Origin of the sequence: Pseudoalteromonas sp. CO325X, from assembly GCF_004208955.1 — a bacterium.
Taxonomy (GTDB): domain Bacteria; phylum Pseudomonadota; class Gammaproteobacteria; order Enterobacterales; family Alteromonadaceae; genus Pseudoalteromonas; species Pseudoalteromonas ruthenica.
The window spans coordinates 14,210-36,595 of sequence record NZ_SGPG01000017.1; the positions used below are offsets into that span (position 1 = coordinate 14,210).

Genomic DNA, 22,386 nt, shown 5'->3' on the forward strand with positions numbered 1-22,386 from the left:
CATAATCTATTCATTTAACAATCACTGAATTATTTCTTCTCGCCTAGTTCATTATTCGTATTTTCAATTCTTCTTTATTGCATTATCAGCAAAGTAGTCTAGCTTTGTTAAATTAGTGTTAACCACACTAACAACCAATAAACTATAACTAAGATAGGATTCGAAATGAAAAAGACACTTTTAGCCACAGCGGTATTCGCTGCATCCACCGGTATAGCCACTGCACAAAGCGCCCCTAGTTTTACTGGCATGGCGGCACAGATGGAGATCGATAATACCTGTATTATCCGTTTTAATGACTCGGTTTCTCGCTTTGATGTCGAAGGTAAAGCACGCGGTATGTTGACTAAAGCACAAGCTCAAGCCAAGCACCTATATAAAAATGCGATCAAAGGTATGGCTGTTAATATGAGCTGCGCTAAAGCGAAAACGGTATTTGCAGACGATGCCGATGTGATGCGCTTCACCGAGGATGGCATTGCCTATGCCTCGCCAGCAAAAAAAGGTAAACCCGGCGGCGGTGGCAGTCAATCTCAGCAAACGCCTTGGAGTGTCACGCGTGTTGGCGGTCCAGTGGATGGTTCTGGCTATACCGCGTGGGTACTCGATACCGGTATTGACTTAGACCATGCTGACCTCAACGTTGATGCTAACCGTGGCTTCACCGCATTTACTAAAGGGCGTGACGCAGATATGGATGATGGCAATGGTCATGGTACTCATGTCGCCGGCACTATCGCTGCTCTTAATAACGGTATCGATGTCGTTGGTGTTGCTGCAGGTGCTGATGTGGTCCCTGTAAAAGTGCTCGATTCTCGCGGTTCTGGCAGCTGGTCTGGGGTACTAGCAGGTATTGATCATGTCGCCGCTAATGCCTCACCAGGCGACTGTGCAAATATGAGTTTAGGCGGAGGCTTCAATCAGGAGCTTAACGATGCGGTCGAAAATGCCGCACAACAATCGGGGGCTTTTTTTGTAGTGGCTGCAGGCAATGAAAGCCAAGATGCCAATAATGTCTCTCCAGCGAGCGCTTCTCATAACCGGGTTTATACTATTTCAGCAACGGATAGCAGCGACCGCTTTGCTAGTTTCAGTAACTTTGGCAACCCACCTATCGATTATGCCGCACCTGGAGTCGGTATTCTTTCTACACGCCAAGGAGGTGGCACTACCACGATGTCTGGCACATCAATGGCCTCACCAGCGGCGTGCGCAGTGATCATGATGAGCAATGGTAACCCAGGCACGGATGGTTCGGCGTTGAACGATCCTGATGGCAATGCCGATGATATTATCCATCTATAATATTAAGTATTAAATCAACAAAAAAGCCCTTACATGTTTATGTAAGGGCTTTTAGTTATATCGTTATTAAGCTGTATTTCTACACATCTAGATTCACAACACGAAGTGCGTTTTGCTCGATAAAGTCACGGCGCGGCTCTACTTGGTCACCCATTAGAGTTGCAAACAACTGGTCTGCCGCTATAGCGTCTTCAATGGTCACTTTAAGCATGCGGCGAGCACTAGGATCCATCGTCGTTTCCCACAACTGATCAGGGTTCATCTCACCCAGTCCTTTGTAGCGTTGGGTGTATAGGCCACGCTTAGAATCGGCAATTAACCACTCTAGTGCTTCAACAAAGCTGCTCACTGGCTGCGTTTTCTCCCCGCGTTGAACATAAGCGCCTTCTTGCATCAGGTCTGTGATTTTCTCACCTGTAACACTAATACGCTGATAATCTTTGGAGGTTAAGAAATCGTGGTTCAGTACATAGACTTTATCAACCCCGTGCTGACGAATATTGATCAGCGGATAATAGAGTTTACGCTCTTCGTCGAATTGCGTGTGTGCGCTGAAAATAGCCGCATCTTCATCTTTAGCAATTAAATCTTCTACCAGTGTTTTCGTCCATGCTAACACTTTCTCTTCATTATCAAGCTCAGACTCACTAATACGAGGTTGGTAGATTAAGCTATTCATCATTGAAGATGGATATTTTCTCGCTAAACGTTCAATAACTTTTTCGGTGCTCTGATAATCGCGAACTAGATTCTCTAGCGCGTTATCTTGAATGGCATTTGCTCCCTCACTGGTATACAGTGCGGCACCGTTTAGTGCGAGAGAAGTTAAGTACTCAACGAGTGCATTATCATCTTTGATATACCGCTCTTGCTTACCTTTTTTAATTTTGTACAGCGGTGGCTGAGCAATATAGACATAACCACGCTCAATGATTTCTGGCATTTGACGATAAAAGAAAGTCAGTAGCAGAGTACGGATGTGCGAGCCATCCACGTCAGCATCGGTCATGATAATGATACGATGATAGCGAAGCTTTTCAGGGTCGTATTCATCACGGCCAATACCACAACCTAACGCCGTAATGAGCGTAGCCACCTCTTGCGAGCTAAGCATTTTATCAAAACGGGCTTTTTCAACGTTTAGGATTTTACCCTTAAGTGGCAAGATAGCTTGGTTTTTACGATTGCGCCCCTGCTTCGCAGAGCCACCTGCTGAGTCACCCTCCACTATGTAAAGTTCAGACTCCGCAGGGTCTTTCTCTTGGCAGTCAGCTAGCTTACCAGGTAGGCCGGCTAAATCCATGGCTCCTTTGCGACGCGTCATTTCACGCGCTTTACGCGCTGCTTCACGCGCACGTGCGGCGTCAATTATTTTACTGACAACGACTTTTGCATCACTTGGGTTCTCAAGTAAGAACTCACCTAACTTTTCAGCCATCGCTTGCTCAACAGCAGATTTCACTTCGCTGGAAACAAGTTTATCTTTGGTTTGCGATGAGAACTTAGGATCTGGCACTTTAACGCTAACAACAGCGGTTAGACCTTCACGGGCATCATCGCCACTGGTCGACGCATTGGCTTTTTTGTTAAGGCCTTCTTTTTCCATATAACCATTCAACGTACGGGTGAGCGCTGCACGGAAACCGGCTAAGTGCGTTCCACCATCACGTTGAGGAATATTATTGGTAAAGCAGAAAATACTTTCTTGGAAGCCATCGTTCCACTGCATCGATACTTCAACGCTGATGCCATCTTCACGCTCATGGGTGAAGTGGAAAACATTTTGATGAACTGGTGTTTTCTTGCGGTTCAAGTATTCAACGAAAGCTTGTATACCACCTTCATATTTAAAGTGGTCACGCTTATCTTCCTCGCGCTCATCGGTCAAAATGATAGATACGCCAGAGTTCAGAAATGATAATTCTCGTAAGCGTTTAGCTAAAATATCGTAATGGAAGTTAATATCGCTGAATGTTTCTGAGCTCGGCCAGAAGCGAATTTCTGTGCCTGAGGTTTCCGAATCACCAATCACAGAAAGCGGCGCATCAGGCTCACCCATGGTGTAGGTTTGCTTATGTAATTTACCTTCGCGGCGAATTTCCAGCGCCAGCTTTTCTGATAATGCGTTAACGACCGAAACACCTACACCATGCAGACCACCGGATACCTTGTATGAGTTATCATCAAATTTACCACCGGCGTGTAGTACGGTCATGATAACCTCAGCCGCTGAGACTCCTTCCTCTTCATGGATTTCAGTTGGGATACCACGACCATTGTCGCGAACTGATACTGAGCCATCGGTGTGGATAGTTACGAAGATGTCGTCACAGTACCCTGCTAGTGCCTCATCGATTGAGTTATCGACGACTTCGAAAACCATATGGTGTAAACCGGTGCCATCATCGGTATCACCAATGTACATTCCTGGCCGTTTTCGTACTGCATCTAATCCTTTCAGTACTTTAATACTTGATGAATCGTAATTTTCAGACATGGTGTTTCCATTTATCTTGTTATTAGTTCGCCATGTTTCACGTGGAACAAAGCTTCAGTTCTATCCAAAGCTTCTAACACGGCAGAGACACTTTCGGACTCAATTGTCGTTATAAATATTTGCGCTTGGCAATGGGATAATAATTGGCCCACCTTGCGCTTTGTATCTTCACTGAGCTCCGAGGGTAAGTCGTCTATTAGCAACAGTGACTGCTTCCCGGTCTCTTTTTCAATTAAGCTATTTTGCGCTACTTTAAGCGCATATAAAAGCAGTTTTAGCTGTCCTCTTGAAAAGACATGCTCTGCTGCACCCACATCGGTTTTTATCGTTATATCCGCCTTATGGGGCCCTCTCGATGTATATCCACGTGCAAGGTCGCGTTCGAGGTTTTCTGACAGTACATCAGCGAGTGAATCTGACTGTTTCCACCCGCAATGGAACTCGATTTTCAGGCCTTGCATCAATTCAAGTTCAGCACACAGTCTATCAAAAAAATGCGCTTTAAACCTCTCAATATAAGATTCTCTTAGCGCCGTAATGTGCTGTGCCAAACGGACAAATTCTTTATCCCATACAGCAAGTTGAAGCTTGATATCCCGGGGCCTTTGCTTCAGTAAAGCATTACGTTGTTTAAGTATGCGGTTAAAGTTTTGCCAAGCATTTAAAAACTCATGTTCCACGTGGAACACACCCAAATCAATAAATGCCCGTCGCTCCTTCGGTCCACCAAAGAAGAAGGAGTAACTTTCAGGTGTGATGACTTGCACAGGCAATACCTGAGCTAAGTCTGATATACGTCGGCTTGCTTTTCCCTGAATACGGACTTGGGTCTCACCCTGTACATTTTTACTTATCCCCATTGGGATGGTGAGATTATTACTGTACTTTTTTGCGTGCAGAGTAAATTTTTGCGCCCCATGACGAATCACGTTGCGATACTTATTGGTACGAAAAGAACGTCCATGGGAAAGGAAGTATATGGCTTCGAGAAAACTAGTCTTGCCGCTGCCATTCTCCCCGTAGATGATATTTATGTCTTGGGGAGATAAAGAAACAGCCTCAACATTTCGAAAATCATTGAGGCTGAGAGAAGTAATGCTCATTATCTATAGACGCATAGGCATAACAACGTAGAGCGCTTCACTATCACCTGTCGCTTCCATCAGCGCACTACTATTCGAATCGGCAAGCGTAATTGTAACGTCTTCAGTTTTTACCGTGTTTAGAACATCCAGCAAATAAGAAACATTAAAACCGATTTCTAACTCATCACCTTGATACATAACCTCGACAACTTCTTCGGCCTGTTCTTGCTCTGGGTTATTGGCACTGACTTTTAATAAGCCATTACTCAAATTTAAGCGCACACCACGAAACTTTTCGTTAGACAAAATAGACACTCGGTGCAGAGCATTGCGTAGCCACTCCCGATTTGCAGTAATAATCTTGTCACCCCCACGAGGTAAAACGCGGCGATAATCAGGGAAGCGCCCATCAACTAATTTACTAGTAAATGTAAACTCTGCATCGCTAATTCGAATATGATTGGCACCAAACTGAATAGTCACAGGATTATCATCTGCCGGCATTAACCGCATGATTTCTTGCACGCCCTTGCGTGGCACTATAAGTTGGCGCTGCGAATTAAGCGATTGAGGTAACTTTTTAAACGCTAATGCGAGGCGGTGGCCATCGGTGGCAACGGTTTTTATTTCATCATTCTCTAATTCAAATGACATACCATTGAGGTAATAACGAACATCCTGATTCGCCATGGAAAAGTGGGTGTTCTCGAGTAGCTTTCTCAGTTCCATACGGCTTAGCTGAAACTCAACCTCACCATCCCACTGTTCTAAATTAGGAAAGTCTTCGGCCGCCAACGACAATAGCGCAAAGCGGCTTTTACCACTGGTCAGTACCACCTGATGCTCTTGCGAGTTTAAGTTGATGTCACTGCCATCAGGCAAACTTTTACAGATATCTAAGAGCTTTTTAGCTGGCAAAGTAATCTTAGTATCGGCAGTGGGCTCCTCCAAAGTGACCGAGGCAACAAGCTCTATCTCAAGGTCTGTCCCAGTCATATAAAGTTGACCATCACGCACCTCTAGCAATACATTTGAAAGAATTGGCAGGGTATGTTTTCTCTCAATAGCACCAGACACTTGCATGAGTGGTTTTAAAAACTGATCTCTAGCGATAGTAATTTGCATAAGGCTGACCTTAAGATGACAAAGTTCTTATTAGATTTTGATAGTCTTCTTTCACTTCGTGATTTTCTTCACGCAGTGATTTAACCTTGCGGCATGCATGCAGCACGGTTGTGTGATCACGCCCACCAAAGGCATCGCCTATTTCTGGCAGGCTGTGATTGGTTAATTCTTTAGATAGCGCCATGGCCACTTGTCGTGGACGAGCTACAGAGCGGCTGCGGCGTTTAGATAGTAAATCTGATACGCGAATTCGATAGTACTCTGCCACTGTGCGTTGAATATTATCGATAGTCACCAACTTATCTTGCAAAGCGAGTAGATCGCGCAAGGCTTCTTTAACAAAGTCGATTGAAATTGGTCGCCCAGTAAAGTTTGCGTTAGCGATGACCCGATTAAGTGCGCCTTCCAATTCGCGCACATTTGAGCGCAGTTTCTTGGCAATAAAGAAGGCCACTTCATGGGGTAAATTAATCTTACTTTGCTGCGCTTTTTTCATCAAAATAGCGACCCGAGTTTCTAACTCTGGTGGTTCAATCGCAATCGTTAAGCCCCAGCCAAAACGTGATTTAAGACGGTCTTCAACGCCTTCTATTTCTTTTGGGTATCTATCAGAAGTCAGAATAATTTGCTGATTACCTTCTAACAGCGCATTAAAGGTATGAAAGAACTCTTCTTGAGAGCGCTCTTTATTAGCAAAAAACTGAATATCATCAATAAGTAAGGCATCAACACTGCGGTAATAGCGCTTGAACTCTTCAATGGCATTATTTTGCAGCGCTTTGACCATATCTTGCACGAAGCGCTCGGAATGCATATAAACGATTTTAGCGTTTTCTTTTTTAGCTAAAATACCATTACCCACGGCGTGCAGTAAGTGCGTCTTACCCAAACCTGTGCCACCATAAATGAAGACAGGGTTAAATGCCGAACCTGGGTTATCGGCCACCTGTGTGGCTGCTGCTTTAGCTAATTGGTTTGACTTACCTTCAACAAAATTGTCGAAGGTATAATTTTCTTTGATATTCGATTTGTACTGTGACTTGGGCGCCGGTTCTACGGCGGCAGGTGCCTGCGCACTTTGGGTGACCGCTGGAGCGCTGCTAGCACTCGCTGCCTGGGTATTATTCGTATTACTGCTGGGGGCGGGCGTGTTACCGTTGAGTATCGGTTTGCTGCCCACGTCAAAGCGCAATTCGGGAGCTTCGTCACCACAAATTTCAACTAATAGTTCATTGATCCGGTTCAGGTACTTTTCGCGAACCCAATCAAGCACAAAACGGTTAGGCGCATAAATAGTTAAAGTGTCGTCTGTACTTTCAGCTTGGAGCGGGCGCACCCACATACTAAATTGTTGCGACGGTAGTTCATCCTGCAACACATATAAACAACTTTGCCAAACTGACAGATACACAGTGTACTCCCGAAATTAGGTTTGTATTATTGATACCCGTACATCACGGGTGAAGGTTGTCGTTGCTTGTCTTCCCTGAATCTGCGCCTTGGTGCGATCCGGCTGTCCATTATGACGCCTATTTATCCACAACTTCAATATTGATTTTTTTAGAAATTATGCTCCCGGCGCAAAATTTACGTAAGACACTGTTTTTATTTAATATAAATTTTAAAAATAGAAGTTAGCCAGGCCGTTAATTAGGGGTTGATCGTATTCAATTTTTAAGATCAATTCAGGTTATTAAGTGGATTTATGCACTTTTTAAACAGAGCCTGTGGAAAACTTCAATTAATCACCGATCTTTTTAGGATCGCTCGCCGATCTGAGCACAATTTTTTCGCTCCCTTACTCCCATAGCACTGTTATTTTCATTGACTTTGGCCAAGACTATCTATAGAATTCCGCGCTCGCTAAGGCACCGCTTATTGTCCGGTGTAAATCACTTGGCTTTGTGCAGTGTCTGCGTCTGTGTGAGGATCGCGACCCACACAGTTAATTTAAACCTTAACCGATCGGATGGAATTGTTATGAAAAGAACTTTTCAACCTAGCGTACTTAAGCGCAAGCGTACTCACGGTTTCCGTGCTCGCATGGCGTCAGCAAATGGCCGTAAAGTACTAGCACGTCGTCGTGCTAAAGGCCGCAAAGTACTTTCTGCTTAATTAGTGGAAGACTTTCGCTTTGGCAGGGAGTTACGACTGTTAACTCCCTCGCATTATTCCCGCATTTTTAACGAGCCCGCTCGGGCAGCAACCGCCCTATTCACATTACTAGCTAAACCAAACGACTTAGATAATCCTCGCATTGGTTTAACCGTAGCTAAAAAAAATGTGAAGCAAGCCAACCAACGCAACCGCATTAAGCGTATCGCCCGTGAGAGTTTTCGTCTCAATCAACATCAGTTAGATAACATTGATATTGTGCTTATGGTTAAGCGCGGTATTGATGAGCGTTCTAATGCCGAGATTCGTGCTGAACTTGATAAGTTATGGCGAAAAATCAATGAGCGTTGTAAACCCGGATACAAGCCACCACCCAGACGTCATGGCAAAAAGCGTCCTAATGGGCAGCAAAAGCGCCAGCAATCATAGAATTTAGCGTCTTTTTCAGGTATCTTTAGCTCACCTTTTAATCGACACTCACTGAGTATTCACAATCACTCTGCTCAGTACTGAGGCTTACCTATGATCGCCCATATTTTGGCTATACCAAAACACAGCCTCATTATTGTAATTAGAGGTTATCAAAAGTGGATAAGCCCCCTACTTGGGCCCAGTTGTCGCTTTAATCCGAGCTGCTCTTCGTATGCTCTGCAAGCTATAAAAATGCACGGAGCAATAAAAGGCAGTTGGTTGGCAACGAAACGAATAGTAAAATGCCATCCTTTACATGCTGGTGGGGATGACCCCGTACCCAGCAAACGTAACCATCATTAATCTAAACGACGAGAAATAAGAGCTGTTATGGAATCGCAACGCACGTTTTTAATAATCGGCCTGTTGTTGGTGTCGTTTTTATTATTCCAAGAGTGGAATAATGACTACAACCAACCGCAGCAGCCTAGTGCCCAAACGCAACAAAAGACGCAAAGCCAGCAGGCCGGTCAGTCAGATGTACCGCAATCAGACGTTGATAATTCCCTTACTGCCACTGCTGTGGACCGTAAAATTATCGAAGTGACTACCGATGTATTTGCCGTAAAAATTGATACCTTGGGCGGTGACATCATCGAAACTAAGTTGCTTAAGCACGCTGAAACCCATGGCAGCGATACTCCTTACCTATTATTAGGGGAGTTTGATGGCAATCAGTACTTTTCACAAAGTGGCTTAATTGGTTTAAATGGTCCTGATGCGCAGGCCGAACGCCCAGTGTATGACTCTGAGAAGCTACAATATACTCTCAATGGCGATACCTTAACGGTGCCACTGACTTTCGTTGATGAGCAAGGCGTTCGCTTTACTAAAACTTACACCTTTAAACAGGGTCAGTACGATGTAGCGATGGACTACAACGTAGAAAATACCACCGCTGCGCCACTGCAAGTGCAGTTGTTTGCACAAGTTAAACGTACAGTGCAAGAAAAAGGCAGCTTAATTGACCAAAGCTACCTTGGTGGAGCTTACGGTACAGACGAGATAAATTATGAAAAATACTCGTTCTCTGATATTGAAGACAAACAATTAAATAAAACCACGCAAGGCGGCTATATCGCTTTTCTTCAGCACTACTTTGTCAGTGCCTGGGTACCAAACCAAGAGCAACAAAACACCGTCTATATGCGCCTTATCACGCCTTCAGTTGCGCAAATTGGTGTAAAGTCAGAGCCAATTACGGTGGCAGCCAATAGCACCGCAGACATCAGCGCCACTTACTATATGGGCCCTAAAGACACTGATGCCCTTGAAGCCATTCACCCTAACCTTGATTTGGCTGTTGACTATGGCTGGCTGTGGTTCATTTCACAACCGTTGCTCACCCTACTTAAGTTCCTTTACAGCTTCTTAGGTAACTGGGGTCTGGCTATTATCGCCATTACTATTGTGGTGAAGTCATTACTCTTCCCATTAACGAAAGCACAGTACACCTCTATGGCGAAGATGCGTGCCCTGCAACCGAAAATGCAAGCATTGAAAGAGCGCTACGGTGATGACCGCCAGAAGTTCGGTCAGGCCATGATGGAAATGTACAAGAAGGAAAAAGTAAACCCGATGGGTGGCTGTTTCCCGCTGTTACTGCAAATGCCAATCTTCTTGGCGCTGTTCTATGTATTCCTAGAGTCGCCAGAGCTACGTCATGCTGAGTTCGGCCTATGGCTAACTGACCTGTCATCAAAAGACCCTTACTACGTACTGCCTATCTTGTTCGGTGCGAGTATGTTCTTGATGCAGAAACTACAGCCAATGACGGTTACCGACCCGATGCAACAAAAGATGATGACCTGGATGCCAGTAATCTTCTCGGTTTTCTTCTTATGGTTCCCATCAGGTCTGGTTCTATACTGGCTCGTGTCTAACCTTATCTCCATTGCGCAAATGCTGATTATTTATCGCGGTATGGAGAAAAAAGGCATGAAAGTACGCGGTTAACAACCCGCTATTGAAGCTAAAAAAAGCGGCCTAAGAGCCGCTTTTTTATTGTTTATAACAACATTAGGTTACAATACATCCATTCAGGCTTTATCGAGTAATTCTATGCTTTCACAAGATACAATCGTTGCTCAAGCCACCGCGCCAGGTCGTGGTGGTGTGGGTATTATTCGTGTTTCTGGCAGCCATGCAAAGCTGGTCGCAGAGCGCATTTTAGGACGCTGCCCACGCACCCGCTACGCCGAATACCTGCCTTTTAATGACCTGCAGCAACAACAATTAGACCAGGGCATAGCGCTGTTCTTTCAAGGCCCACATTCTTTCACCGGCGAAGACGTGCTAGAACTACAAGGCCATGGCGGCCCTGTGATTCTTGACATGTTGTTAAAAGAGATTAGCCAACTTGAGGGCGTACGCTTGGCCAAGCCTGGTGAGTTCTCGGAGCGGGCTTTTCTCAATGATAAGCTGGATTTAACCCAAGCCGAAGCAATTGCCGATTTAATTAATGCAACCTCAGAACAAGCGGCTAAAAGTGCCCTGCACTCACTACAAGGCGAGTTTTCAAAACATATTGAAGAGCTGGTGGAGCAAGTTATTCACTTGCGCATGTATGTGGAAGCGGCCATTGACTTCCCTGATGAAGAAATCGATTTTCTTAGTGATGGTAAGGTTGGCAACGACTTGCAAGCTATTCTCGATAAGGTCGCGGCAGTAAGCAAACAAGCGAAGCAAGGCAGCATTATTCGTGATGGTATGCGCGTGGTCATTGCTGGTCGCCCTAATGCCGGTAAATCAAGCTTGCTTAACGCCCTTGCTGGGCGTGATGCCGCCATTGTCACCGATATCGCAGGCACCACTCGTGATGTATTAAAAGAGCATATCCATATCGATGGGATGCCTTTGCATATTATTGATACAGCAGGACTACGTGAAAGCCCAGATAAGGTCGAGCAAATAGGAATAGAACGCGCTTGGGAAGAAATCAACCAAGCCGATCGTGTGCTGTTTATGGTTGATGCCACGGAGACGGATGCCACCACTCCAGAGCAAATTTGGCCAGAGTTTACCGCTAAGCTGCCCGCCAATATGGGCATTACCGTGATCAGGAATAAAGTCGATCTCAGTGGCGAGCAACCAGGGTTTGATGACCACCCTACTCACCCGGTTATTCGCCTCAGCGCCAAACAAGCACAAGGCATTGACCATGTGCGAGAGCACCTTAAATCATGCATAGGTTTTGAGGGCACCCAAGAAGGCAGCTTTATGGCTCGCCGCCGTCATTTAGATGCATTAGAGCGGGCGCAGCAGCACTTGTATACCGGTCAAGAGCAACTTGAAGCCCATGTGGCCGGGGAGATCTTGGCAGAAGAGCTGCGTTTAACCCAGCAGTATTTAAGCGAGATCACCGGCGAATTCACCTCTGACGATCTACTCGGCAAGATCTTCAGCTCCTTTTGTATCGGTAAATAGATTAATAAAGTTTAGCGAGCCCACCTTTGTGTGGGCTTTTTTTCAGCTCCCGCTCAGTAACTCAACACTCCAAAATACGCCTATCATCAGCAAAAAAAGCTCGGATCACCTCATAGTCAACAACTCAATCCTAAAATGACAGCTAGCTATCAGGGCAAAACGAACGAATAAGTGAGCTCGTCACCAGCTAATTTATTGGCAAAAAACAACGCTAACCTAGCGTTAAATAAGCTCTCACCGATGCTAGGTGCCCACAGCAACAACATAGTGATTATGCATATTTGCGGCAAAATCGGCGCTATTTTGTGTGAATATTAGCTACCAGCGACTCGTAACTGAGCAGTTTTTATAGCGATCAATTAAGAACTGATATGCCTATCTGCACCAAAAAGTGTGATTCACAGTGAAAAGATCAGTCACACATAGCTAGTTTGGGTAACTGTCATTCATGGGTTTTAGCATTAACAAAGCAATTGAGGCTGGAGGCCTGGCACATTAAGCGCATCAGATCCAAAAAAACGGGCACTCCAAAAGAAATAAAGCCAATAAATATAAAATTTATAGAAGTATTGGATCTATTAAATGAGTTTTATAGATCCAAAAATACATCGAGATAATCTCTATTGATCATTATCCACAAGCAAAGCATACACACCCATGCAATTTTTCTTTATCAGTAGAAAATAGCATGAAATTACCCAGTTATGATGAACGGGCATGGCTTTTTAACCTAAGCTTATCGACTTTTTATCAACAGCTTTAAAAATTAAAAACTCTATATTTATCATAACTATATATTTATTTTAAACAGCTATTGATGTTCAGAACTACACACAGGGATTAAGATCAATTGAGCCTAACCATAGATCAGGTATCATGGGTGCAACAACATTTAGGCGTAGTAACAATGAGCCAGATCGAAATTATTATTGGTAGTCAAATGGGCGGCACTGAATATGTGGCCGAACAGTTAAGTGACTTAATGGAAGATCAGGGCATAAGCAGTACTTTACATGAGCAACCTGATCTTAAGGATATGAAAATGGAGGCTGCATGGTTGATCTGCACATCAACCCATGGCGCTGGCGACTATCCTGATAATTTGCAGCCTTTTGTTGAAGATCTCAATGCCCTCACTAATCTCGACAACATTCGCTTTGCGATCATTGGTATAGGAGATTCTAGTTACGATACCTATAACTATGCGGCCAAAAACATCGAGCAGTTGTTGCTGTCAAAACAAGCTCAGCCACTCTTACCTCGCTTGGAGATAGATGTTCTTGGCGAAGATCTACCTGAAGATACGGCTGAACGGTGGTTACCAGAACTATTAAAACACTTGTAATAAAACGATCTTACTAAAAAGTTATACACATATTTATTGTTTTTTCGATCGGTATGTGGATAAAAGCTTGGTATCTTGCGATCTTAACCATGATTATACACTTGATAAGATCGAAGCGAATCTTGCCTGTGTATAAAAGGGCCTTTTGATCAGATGTTCTCCCCTACTAGATCCGATCATACTCACAATAACTTAGATCGCTTAATTTGTTGTTAATCATACGTTTTATAGGGTTATCAACAGAAAAGTAGGATCCTAGTAGTAAGATCAATAAAAGATCTCTTTAAAAGATCCTTTTATATATAAGATCTCTTTACCTTGAGTGAACATTATTTAACCATTTCCCTTAAGCTAATTTCTAGGTAGAATACGCCTCCTCTTAATATTTCACTGGTTGTAGGAAGCATTAAATGATTTTTCATGAGCACTTTGATGTCATTGTCGTTGGCGGCGGTCACGCTGGTACAGAAGCCGCTTTGGCCTCTGCACGAATGGGCATGAATACGCTATTGCTAACGCATAATATGGACACCTTAGGGCAAATGTCATGCAACCCTGCAATCGGTGGGATCGGCAAAGGCCATTTGGTGAAAGAGATCGATGCCCTTGGCGGTGCCATGGCAAAAGCGATCGACAAAGGCGGGATCCAATTTCGAACATTAAACTCATCGAAGGGCCCTGCTGTACGCGCAACTCGTGCCCAAGCTGATAGAGCGTTGTACAAAGCGGAAATACAAGCGATTCTGCAGCGCCAAGAAAACTTAAAGATCTTCCAGCAATCCTGTGATGATCTGATTGTAGAGGGTGACAAAGTTACAGGTGTTGTCACCCAGATGGGATTGAAGTTCAGTGCGCCATCCGTGGTACTTACCGTAGGAACCTTTTTAGGTGGCCAAATCCATATTGGCTTAGAAAACTTTAAAGGTGGCCGCGCTGGGGATCCGCCTTCAATTGCGTTAGCACAGCGCTTACGTGAATTACCTTTTCGCGTTGATCGTCTAAAAACAGGCACGCCTCCACGAATAGACGCTCGCACCGTCGACTTCAGCAAAATGCAAACACAACCTGGTGATACGCCTACACCTGTGTTTTCGTTTATGGGTAAGGTGGAAGATCATCCGCAGCAGATCCCCTGTTATATCACCTACACAAACGATAAAACGCACGAGATTATCAATGAGAATCTGCACCGATCGCCTATGTATTCAGGCGTGATTGAGGGGATCGGTCCGCGTTACTGCCCATCGATTGAAGATAAAATAGTTCGTTTTGCTGATAAAGATAAACACCAGATCTTTGTTGAACCAGAAGGGTTAACCTCTTATGAGCTATACCCAAATGGAATTTCCACGAGTTTGCCATTTGACGTGCAGATGCAAATAGTCAACAGCATCGCTGGATTTGAGCAAGCCCACATCTGTCGTCCTGGTTATGCCATTGAGTATGACTTTTTCGACCCTCGGGATCTTAAGCCGTCATTAGAAACGAAGTTTATTCAAGGGCTTTTCTTTGCTGGACAAATAAACGGCACCACAGGCTATGAAGAAGCCGGAGCACAAGGGCTTATTGCTGGTATGAATGCCGCGTTGCAAGTACAAGGCAAAGAGGCTTGGACTCCACGCCGTGATGAAGCATACACAGGGGTATTAATTGATGACTTAGCCACGCTAGGTACCAAAGAGCCCTATCGCATGTTTACTTCACGTGCCGAATACCGATTACTACTTCGCGAAGATAATGCTGACTTGCGCCTTACCGAGAAAGGCCGAGAACTGGGTTTGGTTGATGACCAGCGTTGGGCTGCATTTAATGAAAAATTAGAAGTGATGGAACAAGAAACACAGCGTATTCGTTCCACTTGGATCCATAAAGATCACCCAGCACAGGCAGCAGTGAATGCGTTATTAAAATCACCGATGACCCGTGAAGCCAGTTTAGAAGAGTTGATCCGTCGCCCTGAGATCAATTATCGCGATCTTACCGCTATCGAAGGTTTAGCGAGTGAGTCAGACAACCAGCAAGCACTTGAACAGGTAGCGATTCAAACAAAGTATGCTGGGTACATTGCTCGCCAACAAGACGAGATCGCAAAGCAGTTGCGCCATGAGCAAACTATTTTGCCAGCGGAGTTTGATTACAGCCAAGTATCTGGCTTATCAAATGAGGTTGTTGCCAAGCTGAGCGAAGCTCGCCCGGACACCATTGGCCAAGCTTCGCGTATTTCTGGTATTACTCCAGCAGCGATTTCGCTATTATTGGTGTATCTGAAAAAGCAGGGCATGTTACGCAAATCAGCGTAACCACATAACACATCCATGTTAGAAAAAAAATTTACGCAGTTATTGGCCGCAGCCAATATCTCTCTAAGCGAGCAACAAATTAATCAGTTGCTCGCTTATGTTGCTTTATTAAACAAGTGGAACAAAGCATACAATTTAACGTCTGTTCGCGACCCTAATGAGATGCTGGTAAAGCATATTATGGATAGTTTGGTGGTAGCTGAACATTTAGAGGGTAAACACTACATTGATGTTGGCACCGGCCCAGGTTTACCGGGTATGGTGTTAGCCATTGCCCTACCCGACACCGAATTTGTACTACTGGATAGCCTTGGCAAGCGTGTGACTTTTCTTAAGCAAGTAAAACATGAGCTTGGCCTAAAAAATGTAACCGCCGTACAGAGTCGAGTTGAAGATTATCAGCCAAGTGTTAAATTAGATGGAGTGCTTTCTCGTGCCTTTGCCTCTATTGATGATATGTTGCATTGGTGCGCACATTTAATTGATCAAGATGGACGTTTTATAGCTTTGAAAGGCCAATATCCTGAGCAGGAACTTGCCAACCTCCCTGCTGGATTTTCGTTTACCCAGGACATTGAGTTGTCAGTTCCAGAGCTTCAGGGCGAACGTCATCTTATAATTCTAAAAAAAGCTTAATTGGCAGAGGATCACCGTGGCTAAAGTCATTGCAATTGCAAACCAAAAAGGAGGCGTGGGTAAAACCACCACAGCCGTGAATTTGGCGGCCTCTATGGCTGCGACCAAGCGTAAAGTTTTACTTATCGATCTCGATCCTCAAGGCAATGCGACCATGGGTAGCGGCGTTGATAAGTACGATGATGTCGCCACTATTTATGACTTACTCATTGAAGAGCAACCTTTTGATGACGTTGTCATCCAGCAAACCTCGGGTGAGTATCATTTAATTGCTGCCAATGGCGATGTGACTGCCGCTGAAGTTAAGCTTATGGAATTGTTCGCACGCGAAGTGCGCCTGCGCAACGCGTTGGAGAAAATTCTTGAGCAATATGATTATATTTTCATCGATTGCCCACCCTCACTGAACATGCTGACCGTCAATGCAATGGCCGCCGCTGATTCGGTACTCGTGCCTATGCAGTGTGAGTACTATGCCCTTGAGGGAATTACAGCGCTGATGGGAACCATCGAGCAATTGGCGCAGTTAGTGAACCCTAAATTACAGATTGAAGGCATCTTGCGAACCATGTACGATCCGCGCAACCGCCTTGCCAATGATGTTTCTGAGCAATTGAAACAGCACTTTGGCGATAAGGTCTACCGAACCGTTATTCCGCGCAATGTTCGTCTCGCAGAAGCCCCTAGCTTTGGTGCGCCGGCCATGTATTATGACCGAGCCTCTGCAGGCGCCAAAGCCTACCTTGCCTTGGCCGGTGAAATACTGCGCAGAAAAGAAAAACAAACACCTGCAGTCGCCTAAACGTAGAGGTAAGCCAACCAATGTCTGCTAAAAAACGTGGATTAGGACGGGGTCTAGACGCCCTACTGACGTCATCTAAGCCAGCACCTGGCCCAGCGCCAAGCGCAGATGCACCTGTTGAAGAACACTCACAAGCGCAAGCGAATGCGCAAAGTGGTGAGTTGCAAAAGTTAGCGATCGAATTTTTACGTCCTGGAAAGTATCAGCCGCGAAAAGATATGTCGGAGGAAGCGTTAGAAGAACTTGCTTCCTCCATTCGTGCACAAGGTATTATTCAGCCTATCGTGGTGCGCCAAGTTGCACCTGACAGCTATGAAATCATCGCCGGTGAACGCCGTTGGCGCGCCGCCCAGTTGGCTAAGCTTGATGTGGTGCCTTGCCTTATCAAGGCAGTTCCGGATGAAGCCGCAGTTGCTATTGCGTTGATTGAAAATATTCAACGTGAAGATTTAAATGCTATGGAAGAAGCCATCGCTTTGGGTCGACTAATTGATGAATTTGAGTTAACGCACCAGCAAGTGGCTGATGCCGTTGGCAAGTCACGCACTACTGTCACCAACTTATTACGGCTCAATAACCTTAACGATGATGTTAAAATAATGTTAGAGCATGGCGACATTGAAATGGGTCATGCTCGGTGTTTATTAGCGTTAAGTGGCGAGTTGCAGTCTGAAGCGGCACGCACTGCCGTAGCTAAAGCGCTAACCGTGCGTGAAACCGAAAAACTCGTGCGTTCTATTCTAGAGCCTGTAGAAAAGCCGCAGAAGAAAGAAAAAGATCCAGATGTCATACAGTTAGAGCAAAAGCTCGAAGATAATCTCGGCGCTAAGGTAGAAATTAACTACAACCAAAAAGGTAAAGGTAAGTTGGTGATTTCTTATACAAATCTCGAAGAGTTAGACGGAATTCTTCACCGTATTGACCCACAGTTTAAAGATTAGTCGCTAAGGCGCTCTCACCCCCGTTTCGCGGGGGTGAAATTCCCCCAAATCGCACTGACTCAAGTTGCAAATCAGCCAAAAACAAGTATAATTTCGCCAGTTTTCACACCCTAATAAAATTTAACGTTATTAAGGTTAATAAAAAGTGACGCAAAGGTTAGCAGGCCCGTATCGCCGCGCCGCATTTAAGGGCGTTCTTTTTCAGGGTGTCGTAGCAACAATCGCTGCAGTAATAGTTTTAGTAGGTTGGGGAGTAGAAGCCGGTCTCTCAGCATGGCTTGGAGGCTTGACTGTTGTACTCCCTAATTTTGTATTTGCCGCTTATGCATTTAGATATATGGGCGCAAGCAAATCAGAACAAGTCCTAAGCTCGTTGAAACGAGGAAAGGCGTTAAAGTTTTTGCTCACTGTGTGTATGTTCGTACTGGCTTTTAAACATTTTTTATTGCTTCCAGTACCTTTTTTTAGCGCTTATGTGCTGATATTTGCCACACAGTGGATAGCACCGATTTTTTTTAATCATTAACTTTTGGGATAAAACATGGCTGCAGAAGAAGTGACTCTATCGAGCCATATTCAGCACCACTTGACCAATGCAAAGATGTGCTCAACCGATGCCGGTATTGAGTTCAACAAAGCATGTGCGGACAGTGGCTTCTGGACATGGCATGTAGATACCCTCGCATGGTCAATCGGATTAGGTCTTATATTCTTATGGATCTTCCGTGGCGCCGCTAAAAAAGCACACACAGGTGTACCTGGTAAGTTTCAATGTTTCATTGAGATGATTGTTGAGTTTGTTGGTGACAACGTACGCGACACTTACCACGGTAAAAGTAAGTTAATTGCCCCCCTTGCCTTAACGATTTTCGTTTGGGTATTCCTAATGAACCTTATGGATTTGATCCCGGTTGATTTCCTTCCTGCATTTGCAGGCTGGGTGGGTGAAACAGCATTTGGTATGGACTCTCATGACGTATACATGAAAATCGTACCAACCACTGACTTGAACATGACTGCAGGTCTTGCCATTGGCGTATTCTTGCTAATGATTGGTTACTCAATTCGCATTAAAGGCATCGGTGGTTTCCTTGCTGAGTTAACGCTGCACCCGTTTAGCACTAAGAACAAACTAGCAATGGTGTTCTTAATTCCATGTAACTTATTACTAGAAACAATCGCTTTGGTTGCTAAGCCTTTCTCTTTAGCACTGCGTTTGTTCGGTAACCTGTATGCAGGTGAGATGATCTTCATCCTCATCGGTGCGATTGGCCTTATGCAGTTGCCATTGCACTTTGTTTGGGCGGTATTCCATATCTTGGTTATCGTATTACAGGCATTCGTATTTATGATGCTGACCATTGTTTATCTAAGCATGGCTAGCTCAGACAATCATTAATTTATTGTTTTTAAGAAATATTTTTTAACTTTAACTTACTATTTAAACTTTGGAGATAAAAATGGAAATCGCAGTTGCTATTAAACTAATCGCTGTTGCTCTACTAATCGGCTTCGGTGCTATCGGCACAGCAATCGGCTTTGGTAACATGGGTGGTAAATTCCTAGAAGCGTGCGCGCGTCAGCCTGAGCTTGCACCTTCACTACAGGTTAAAATGTTCATCCTTGCCGGTCTTATCGATGCCGTAGCTATGATCGGTGTTGGTATCGCTATGTACATGTTGTTCGCACTTTAATTCGCTAGTAGCTCTTAGAACAACTGTCAATAAGGAGGAGCGGTCGTGAATATTAACGCCACTCTTATCGGTGAATTAATCGCATTTACGGTGTTCGTGCTGTTCTGTATGAAGTACGTATGGCCACCGCTAAATAGTGCGATTGAAGCTCGCCAAAAGAAAATTGAAGATGGTTTAGCTGCCTCTGATAAAGCTGAGAAAGACTTGGAACTGGCTCGTCAAAAAGCCACGGAACAGTTGAAAGAAGCGAAAGCTCAAGCTGCTGAAATCATTGAGCAAGCTAAAAAGCGTGCCTCGCTTATTGTTGACGAAGAGACAACTCGTGGTCAGCAAGAGCGTGAAAACATCATAGCTCAAGGTCACTCTGAGATTGAAGCAGAGCGTAACCGTGTGAAAGAAGACTTACGTAAGCAAGTTGCTACTCTAGCAGTAGTCGGTGCTGAGCGTATTCTTGAGCGCGAGATTGACCAAGCCGCACACAGCGACATCGTTGAAAAACTTGTCGCAGAGCTGTAACTAGGAGGGTATGAGCATGTCTGAATTGACTACCATCGCTCGCCCATACGCTAAAGCGGCTTTTGAGCTTGCCGTTGAGAAAAGCGCGGTTGCCCAATGGCATGAAATGCTGCACTTCGCTGGCCAAGTGGCCAGCGATGAGCAGGTTAATGCAGTCATTGGCAGCCTGCCGTCTGTGTCTGACCAAGCCGATGTAATCATCAAGGTTTGTGCTGACCAACTCAACGAACAGGGTCAAAATCTTATCAAGCTAATGGCCGAAAATGAACGTTTAGCCGCCCTGCCTGACGTTGCCGAACTATTTGCCGAGTTTAAGGCTGAGTTCGACAAAGAAATCGAAGTCACAGTGATTTCTGCAACGGAGCTTGCTGCAGCGCAGCAAGAGAAACTAGGCGCGGCACTCGAACAACGTTTCGCACGCAAAGTTAAGCTGAATTGTAGTGTTGATGCCTCCGTCGTTGGCGGGTTGGTAATTCGTGCCGGTGACACCGTAATCGACGGGTCTATACGCGGCCAAGTTGACCGCTTAGCGGCCACACTACAATCGTAATTGGGAAAAAGAGCATGCAACTTAATTCCACAGAAATTTCTGCGCTGATCAAGCAACGCATTGAGCAGTTTGAAGTTGTAAGTGAAGCACGTAACGAAGGTACTATCGTATCTGTTACTGACGGTATCATCCGCATCCACGGTCTAGCTGACTGTATGCAAGGTGAGATGATCGAGCTTCCTGGCAACCGTTATGCTATCGCATTGAACCTTGAGCGTGACTCAGTAGGTGCAGTAGTAATGGGTCCTTACGCTGACCTTAAAGAAGGCGTAAAAGTTAAATCAACAGGTCGTATTCTTGAAGTACCAGTCGGTAATGGTCTTCTAGGTCGTGTAGTAAACACCCTAGGTCAACCTATCGATGGTAAAGGTGCACTGGACAGCGAAGGTTTCGAGCCAATCGAAAAAATCGCCCCAGGTGTAATCGACCGTCAATCAGTAGATGAGCCAGTTCAAACTGGTTATAAGTCTATCGATGCCATGATTCCAGTTGGTCGCGGCCAGCGTGAATTGGTTATCGGTGACCGTCAAACTGGTAAAACTGCATTAGCAATCGACGCTATCATCAACCAAAAAGACACAGGCATTAAGTGTGTGTACGTAGCGGTTGGTCAAAAAGCATCGACTATTGCTAACGTGGTACGTAAATTAGAAGAGCACGGTGCCCTAGAGAACACGATTGTTGTTGTAGCATCTGCTTCTGAATCTGCAGCCCTACAGTACTTAGCACCGTTTGCTGGTTGTACTATGGGTGAATTCTTCCGTGACCGTGGTGAAGACGCGCTTATCGTATACGATGACCTGTCTAAGCAAGCGGTAGCGTATCGTCAGATTTCACTTCTACTTAAGCGTCCACCGGGCCGTGAAGCATACCCAGGTGACGTTTTCTACCTTCACTCACGTCTTCTAGAGCGTGCAGCTCGTGTAAACGCTGACTACGTTGAGAAGTTCACCAATGGTGAAGTGAAAGGTCAAACAGGTTCATTGACGGCATTGCCAATCATTGAAACTCAAGGTGGTGACGTTTCTGCCTTCGTACCAACCAACGTGATTTCAATCACCGATGGTCAGATTTTCTTGGAAACTGACTTGTTTAACTCAGGTATTCGCCCTGCAGTTAACGCCGGTATTTCTGTATCGCGTGTAGGTGGTGCTGCGCAAACTAAGATCGTTAAGAAACTAGGTGGTGGTATCCGTCTAGCGCTTGCTCAGTATCGTGAACTTGCGGCGTTCTCGCAGTTCGCTTCTGACCTTGACGAAGCAACACGTGCTCAACTTGAGCATGGTGAGCGCGTAACCGAGCTAATGAAGCAGAAACAGTACACGCCAATGTCTGTTGCGGAAATGTCTCTATCACTTTTCGCTGCTGAAAAAGGCTTCCTTGCTGACATCGAAGTAAGCAAAATCATGGACTTCGAAGCAAGCCTAATCGGCTTCGCTAAAAGCGAGTACGCAGAGCTAATGGCGCAAATCAATGAAACTGGTAACTACAACGCCGAGATTGAAGCACAGTTGAAAGAACTTCTTGAGAAGTTCAAGTCAACGCAAACTTGGTAATTTAGTTATCTAAGGTGAGTGC

21 protein-coding genes are annotated in these 22,386 nt (G+C 45.0%); 17 read left to right on the plus strand and 4 right to left on the minus strand.

Features of this window, described 5'->3' with window-relative positions; all coding sequences use genetic code 11:
* Positions 1 to 165 precede the first annotated feature (165 nt).
* Positions 166 to 1,305, plus strand: coding sequence for a S8 family serine peptidase (locus EXT46_RS08420; protein WP_130146635.1), 1,140 nt, complete (start codon positions 166 to 168; stop codon positions 1,303 to 1,305).
* A 79-nt stretch (positions 1,306 to 1,384) separates the two neighbouring features.
* On the opposite strand, the gene gyrB is transcribed toward EXT46_RS08420, so the two are convergent.
* Genes gyrB through dnaA form a run of 4 tightly spaced genes read right to left on the minus strand, consistent with a single transcriptional unit; the run spans position 1,385 to position 7,423 of the window.
* A complete protein-coding gene (gene gyrB, locus EXT46_RS08425; protein ID WP_130146638.1) occupies positions 1,385 to 3,802 on the minus strand; it encodes a DNA topoisomerase (ATP-hydrolyzing) subunit B in 2,418 nt (805 codons plus the stop codon).
* Positions 3,803 to 3,813: 11 nt separating this feature from the next.
* Complete coding sequence (recF, locus tag EXT46_RS08430; RefSeq protein ID WP_130146640.1) at positions 3,814 to 4,905, minus strand: DNA replication/repair protein RecF; 1,092 nt, start codon at positions 4,903 to 4,905, stop codon at positions 3,814 to 3,816.
* A gap of 3 nt (positions 4,906 to 4,908) precedes the next feature.
* Positions 4,909 to 6,012, minus strand: coding sequence for a DNA polymerase III subunit beta (dnaN, locus tag EXT46_RS08435; RefSeq protein WP_053911001.1), 1,104 nt, complete (start codon positions 6,010 to 6,012; stop codon positions 4,909 to 4,911).
* 10 nt (positions 6,013 to 6,022) lie between these two features.
* Complete coding sequence (dnaA, locus tag EXT46_RS08440) at positions 6,023 to 7,423, minus strand: chromosomal replication initiator protein DnaA (RefSeq protein ID WP_026111101.1); 1,401 nt, start codon at positions 7,421 to 7,423, stop codon at positions 6,023 to 6,025.
* Between the two features lie 569 nt (positions 7,424 to 7,992).
* On the opposite strand from dnaA, the gene rpmH reads away from it, so the two are divergent.
* From rpmH to atpA, 16 genes are all read left to right on the plus strand, one after another.
* The gene (gene rpmH / locus EXT46_RS08445; protein WP_045980711.1) at positions 7,993 to 8,127 is read left to right on the plus strand and encodes a 50S ribosomal protein L34; all 135 of its coding nucleotides are present in this window, start codon (positions 7,993 to 7,995) and stop codon (positions 8,125 to 8,127) included.
* Positions 8,128 to 8,130: 3 nt separating this feature from the next.
* Positions 8,131 to 8,556, plus strand: a complete 426-nt coding sequence (rnpA, locus tag EXT46_RS08450; RefSeq protein WP_022944874.1) for a ribonuclease P protein component — start codon at positions 8,131 to 8,133, stop codon at positions 8,554 to 8,556.
* A 93-nt stretch (positions 8,557 to 8,649) separates the two neighbouring features.
* Complete coding sequence (gene yidD, locus EXT46_RS08455; protein ID WP_082079318.1) at positions 8,650 to 8,901, plus strand: membrane protein insertion efficiency factor YidD; 252 nt, start codon at positions 8,650 to 8,652, stop codon at positions 8,899 to 8,901.
* A gap of 27 nt (positions 8,902 to 8,928) precedes the next feature.
* The gene (gene yidC, locus EXT46_RS08460) at positions 8,929 to 10,554 is read left to right on the plus strand and encodes a membrane protein insertase YidC (RefSeq protein ID WP_022944875.1); all 1,626 of its coding nucleotides are present in this window, start codon (positions 8,929 to 8,931) and stop codon (positions 10,552 to 10,554) included.
* Positions 10,555 to 10,659: 105 nt separating this feature from the next.
* Complete coding sequence (gene mnmE / locus EXT46_RS08465) at positions 10,660 to 12,024, plus strand: tRNA uridine-5-carboxymethylaminomethyl(34) synthesis GTPase MnmE (protein WP_022944876.1); 1,365 nt, start codon at positions 10,660 to 10,662, stop codon at positions 12,022 to 12,024.
* A 907-nt stretch (positions 12,025 to 12,931) separates the two neighbouring features.
* On the plus strand, positions 12,932 to 13,369 hold the full coding sequence (gene mioC / locus EXT46_RS08470; protein WP_130146642.1) for an FMN-binding protein MioC: 438 nt from the start codon (positions 12,932 to 12,934) through the stop codon (positions 13,367 to 13,369).
* 410 nt (positions 13,370 to 13,779) lie between these two features.
* On the plus strand, positions 13,780 to 15,669 hold the full coding sequence (gene mnmG / locus EXT46_RS08475) for a tRNA uridine-5-carboxymethylaminomethyl(34) synthesis enzyme MnmG (protein WP_130146644.1): 1,890 nt from the start codon (positions 13,780 to 13,782) through the stop codon (positions 15,667 to 15,669).
* A 15-nt stretch (positions 15,670 to 15,684) separates the two neighbouring features.
* The gene (gene rsmG / locus EXT46_RS08480) at positions 15,685 to 16,305 is read left to right on the plus strand and encodes a 16S rRNA (guanine(527)-N(7))-methyltransferase RsmG (RefSeq protein ID WP_130146647.1); all 621 of its coding nucleotides are present in this window, start codon (positions 15,685 to 15,687) and stop codon (positions 16,303 to 16,305) included.
* A 16-nt stretch (positions 16,306 to 16,321) separates the two neighbouring features.
* Positions 16,322 to 17,107 (plus strand): ParA family protein, encoded by a 786-nt coding sequence (locus EXT46_RS08485; protein WP_022944881.1) that lies wholly within the window; start codon positions 16,322 to 16,324, stop codon positions 17,105 to 17,107.
* A 20-nt stretch (positions 17,108 to 17,127) separates the two neighbouring features.
* Positions 17,128 to 18,048, plus strand: a complete 921-nt coding sequence (locus EXT46_RS08490) for a ParB/RepB/Spo0J family partition protein (RefSeq protein WP_045979461.1) — start codon at positions 17,128 to 17,130, stop codon at positions 18,046 to 18,048.
* A 145-nt stretch (positions 18,049 to 18,193) separates the two neighbouring features.
* Positions 18,194 to 18,574 carry an ATP synthase subunit I gene (locus EXT46_RS08495; protein WP_045979460.1) on the plus strand — a complete coding sequence of 127 codons (381 nt, stop codon included), beginning with the start codon at positions 18,194 to 18,196 and terminating at the stop codon, positions 18,572 to 18,574.
* A 15-nt stretch (positions 18,575 to 18,589) separates the two neighbouring features.
* Positions 18,590 to 19,447: a F0F1 ATP synthase subunit A gene (gene atpB, locus EXT46_RS08500; protein ID WP_130146649.1), complete on the plus strand. Its 858-nt coding sequence runs from the start codon at positions 18,590 to 18,592 to the stop codon at positions 19,445 to 19,447.
* Between the two features lie 61 nt (positions 19,448 to 19,508).
* The gene (gene atpE, locus EXT46_RS08505; RefSeq protein ID WP_130146651.1) at positions 19,509 to 19,742 is read left to right on the plus strand and encodes a F0F1 ATP synthase subunit C; all 234 of its coding nucleotides are present in this window, start codon (positions 19,509 to 19,511) and stop codon (positions 19,740 to 19,742) included.
* A gap of 45 nt (positions 19,743 to 19,787) precedes the next feature.
* The gene (gene atpF, locus EXT46_RS08510; RefSeq protein WP_022944886.1) at positions 19,788 to 20,258 is read left to right on the plus strand and encodes a F0F1 ATP synthase subunit B; all 471 of its coding nucleotides are present in this window, start codon (positions 19,788 to 19,790) and stop codon (positions 20,256 to 20,258) included.
* 16 nt (positions 20,259 to 20,274) lie between these two features.
* Complete coding sequence (gene atpH, locus EXT46_RS08515; RefSeq protein WP_053911012.1) at positions 20,275 to 20,808, plus strand: F0F1 ATP synthase subunit delta; 534 nt, start codon at positions 20,275 to 20,277, stop codon at positions 20,806 to 20,808.
* 14 nt (positions 20,809 to 20,822) lie between these two features.
* Complete coding sequence (gene atpA / locus EXT46_RS08520) at positions 20,823 to 22,364, plus strand: F0F1 ATP synthase subunit alpha (RefSeq protein ID WP_022944888.1); 1,542 nt, start codon at positions 20,823 to 20,825, stop codon at positions 22,362 to 22,364.
* Positions 22,365 to 22,386: the final 22 nt, after the last annotated feature.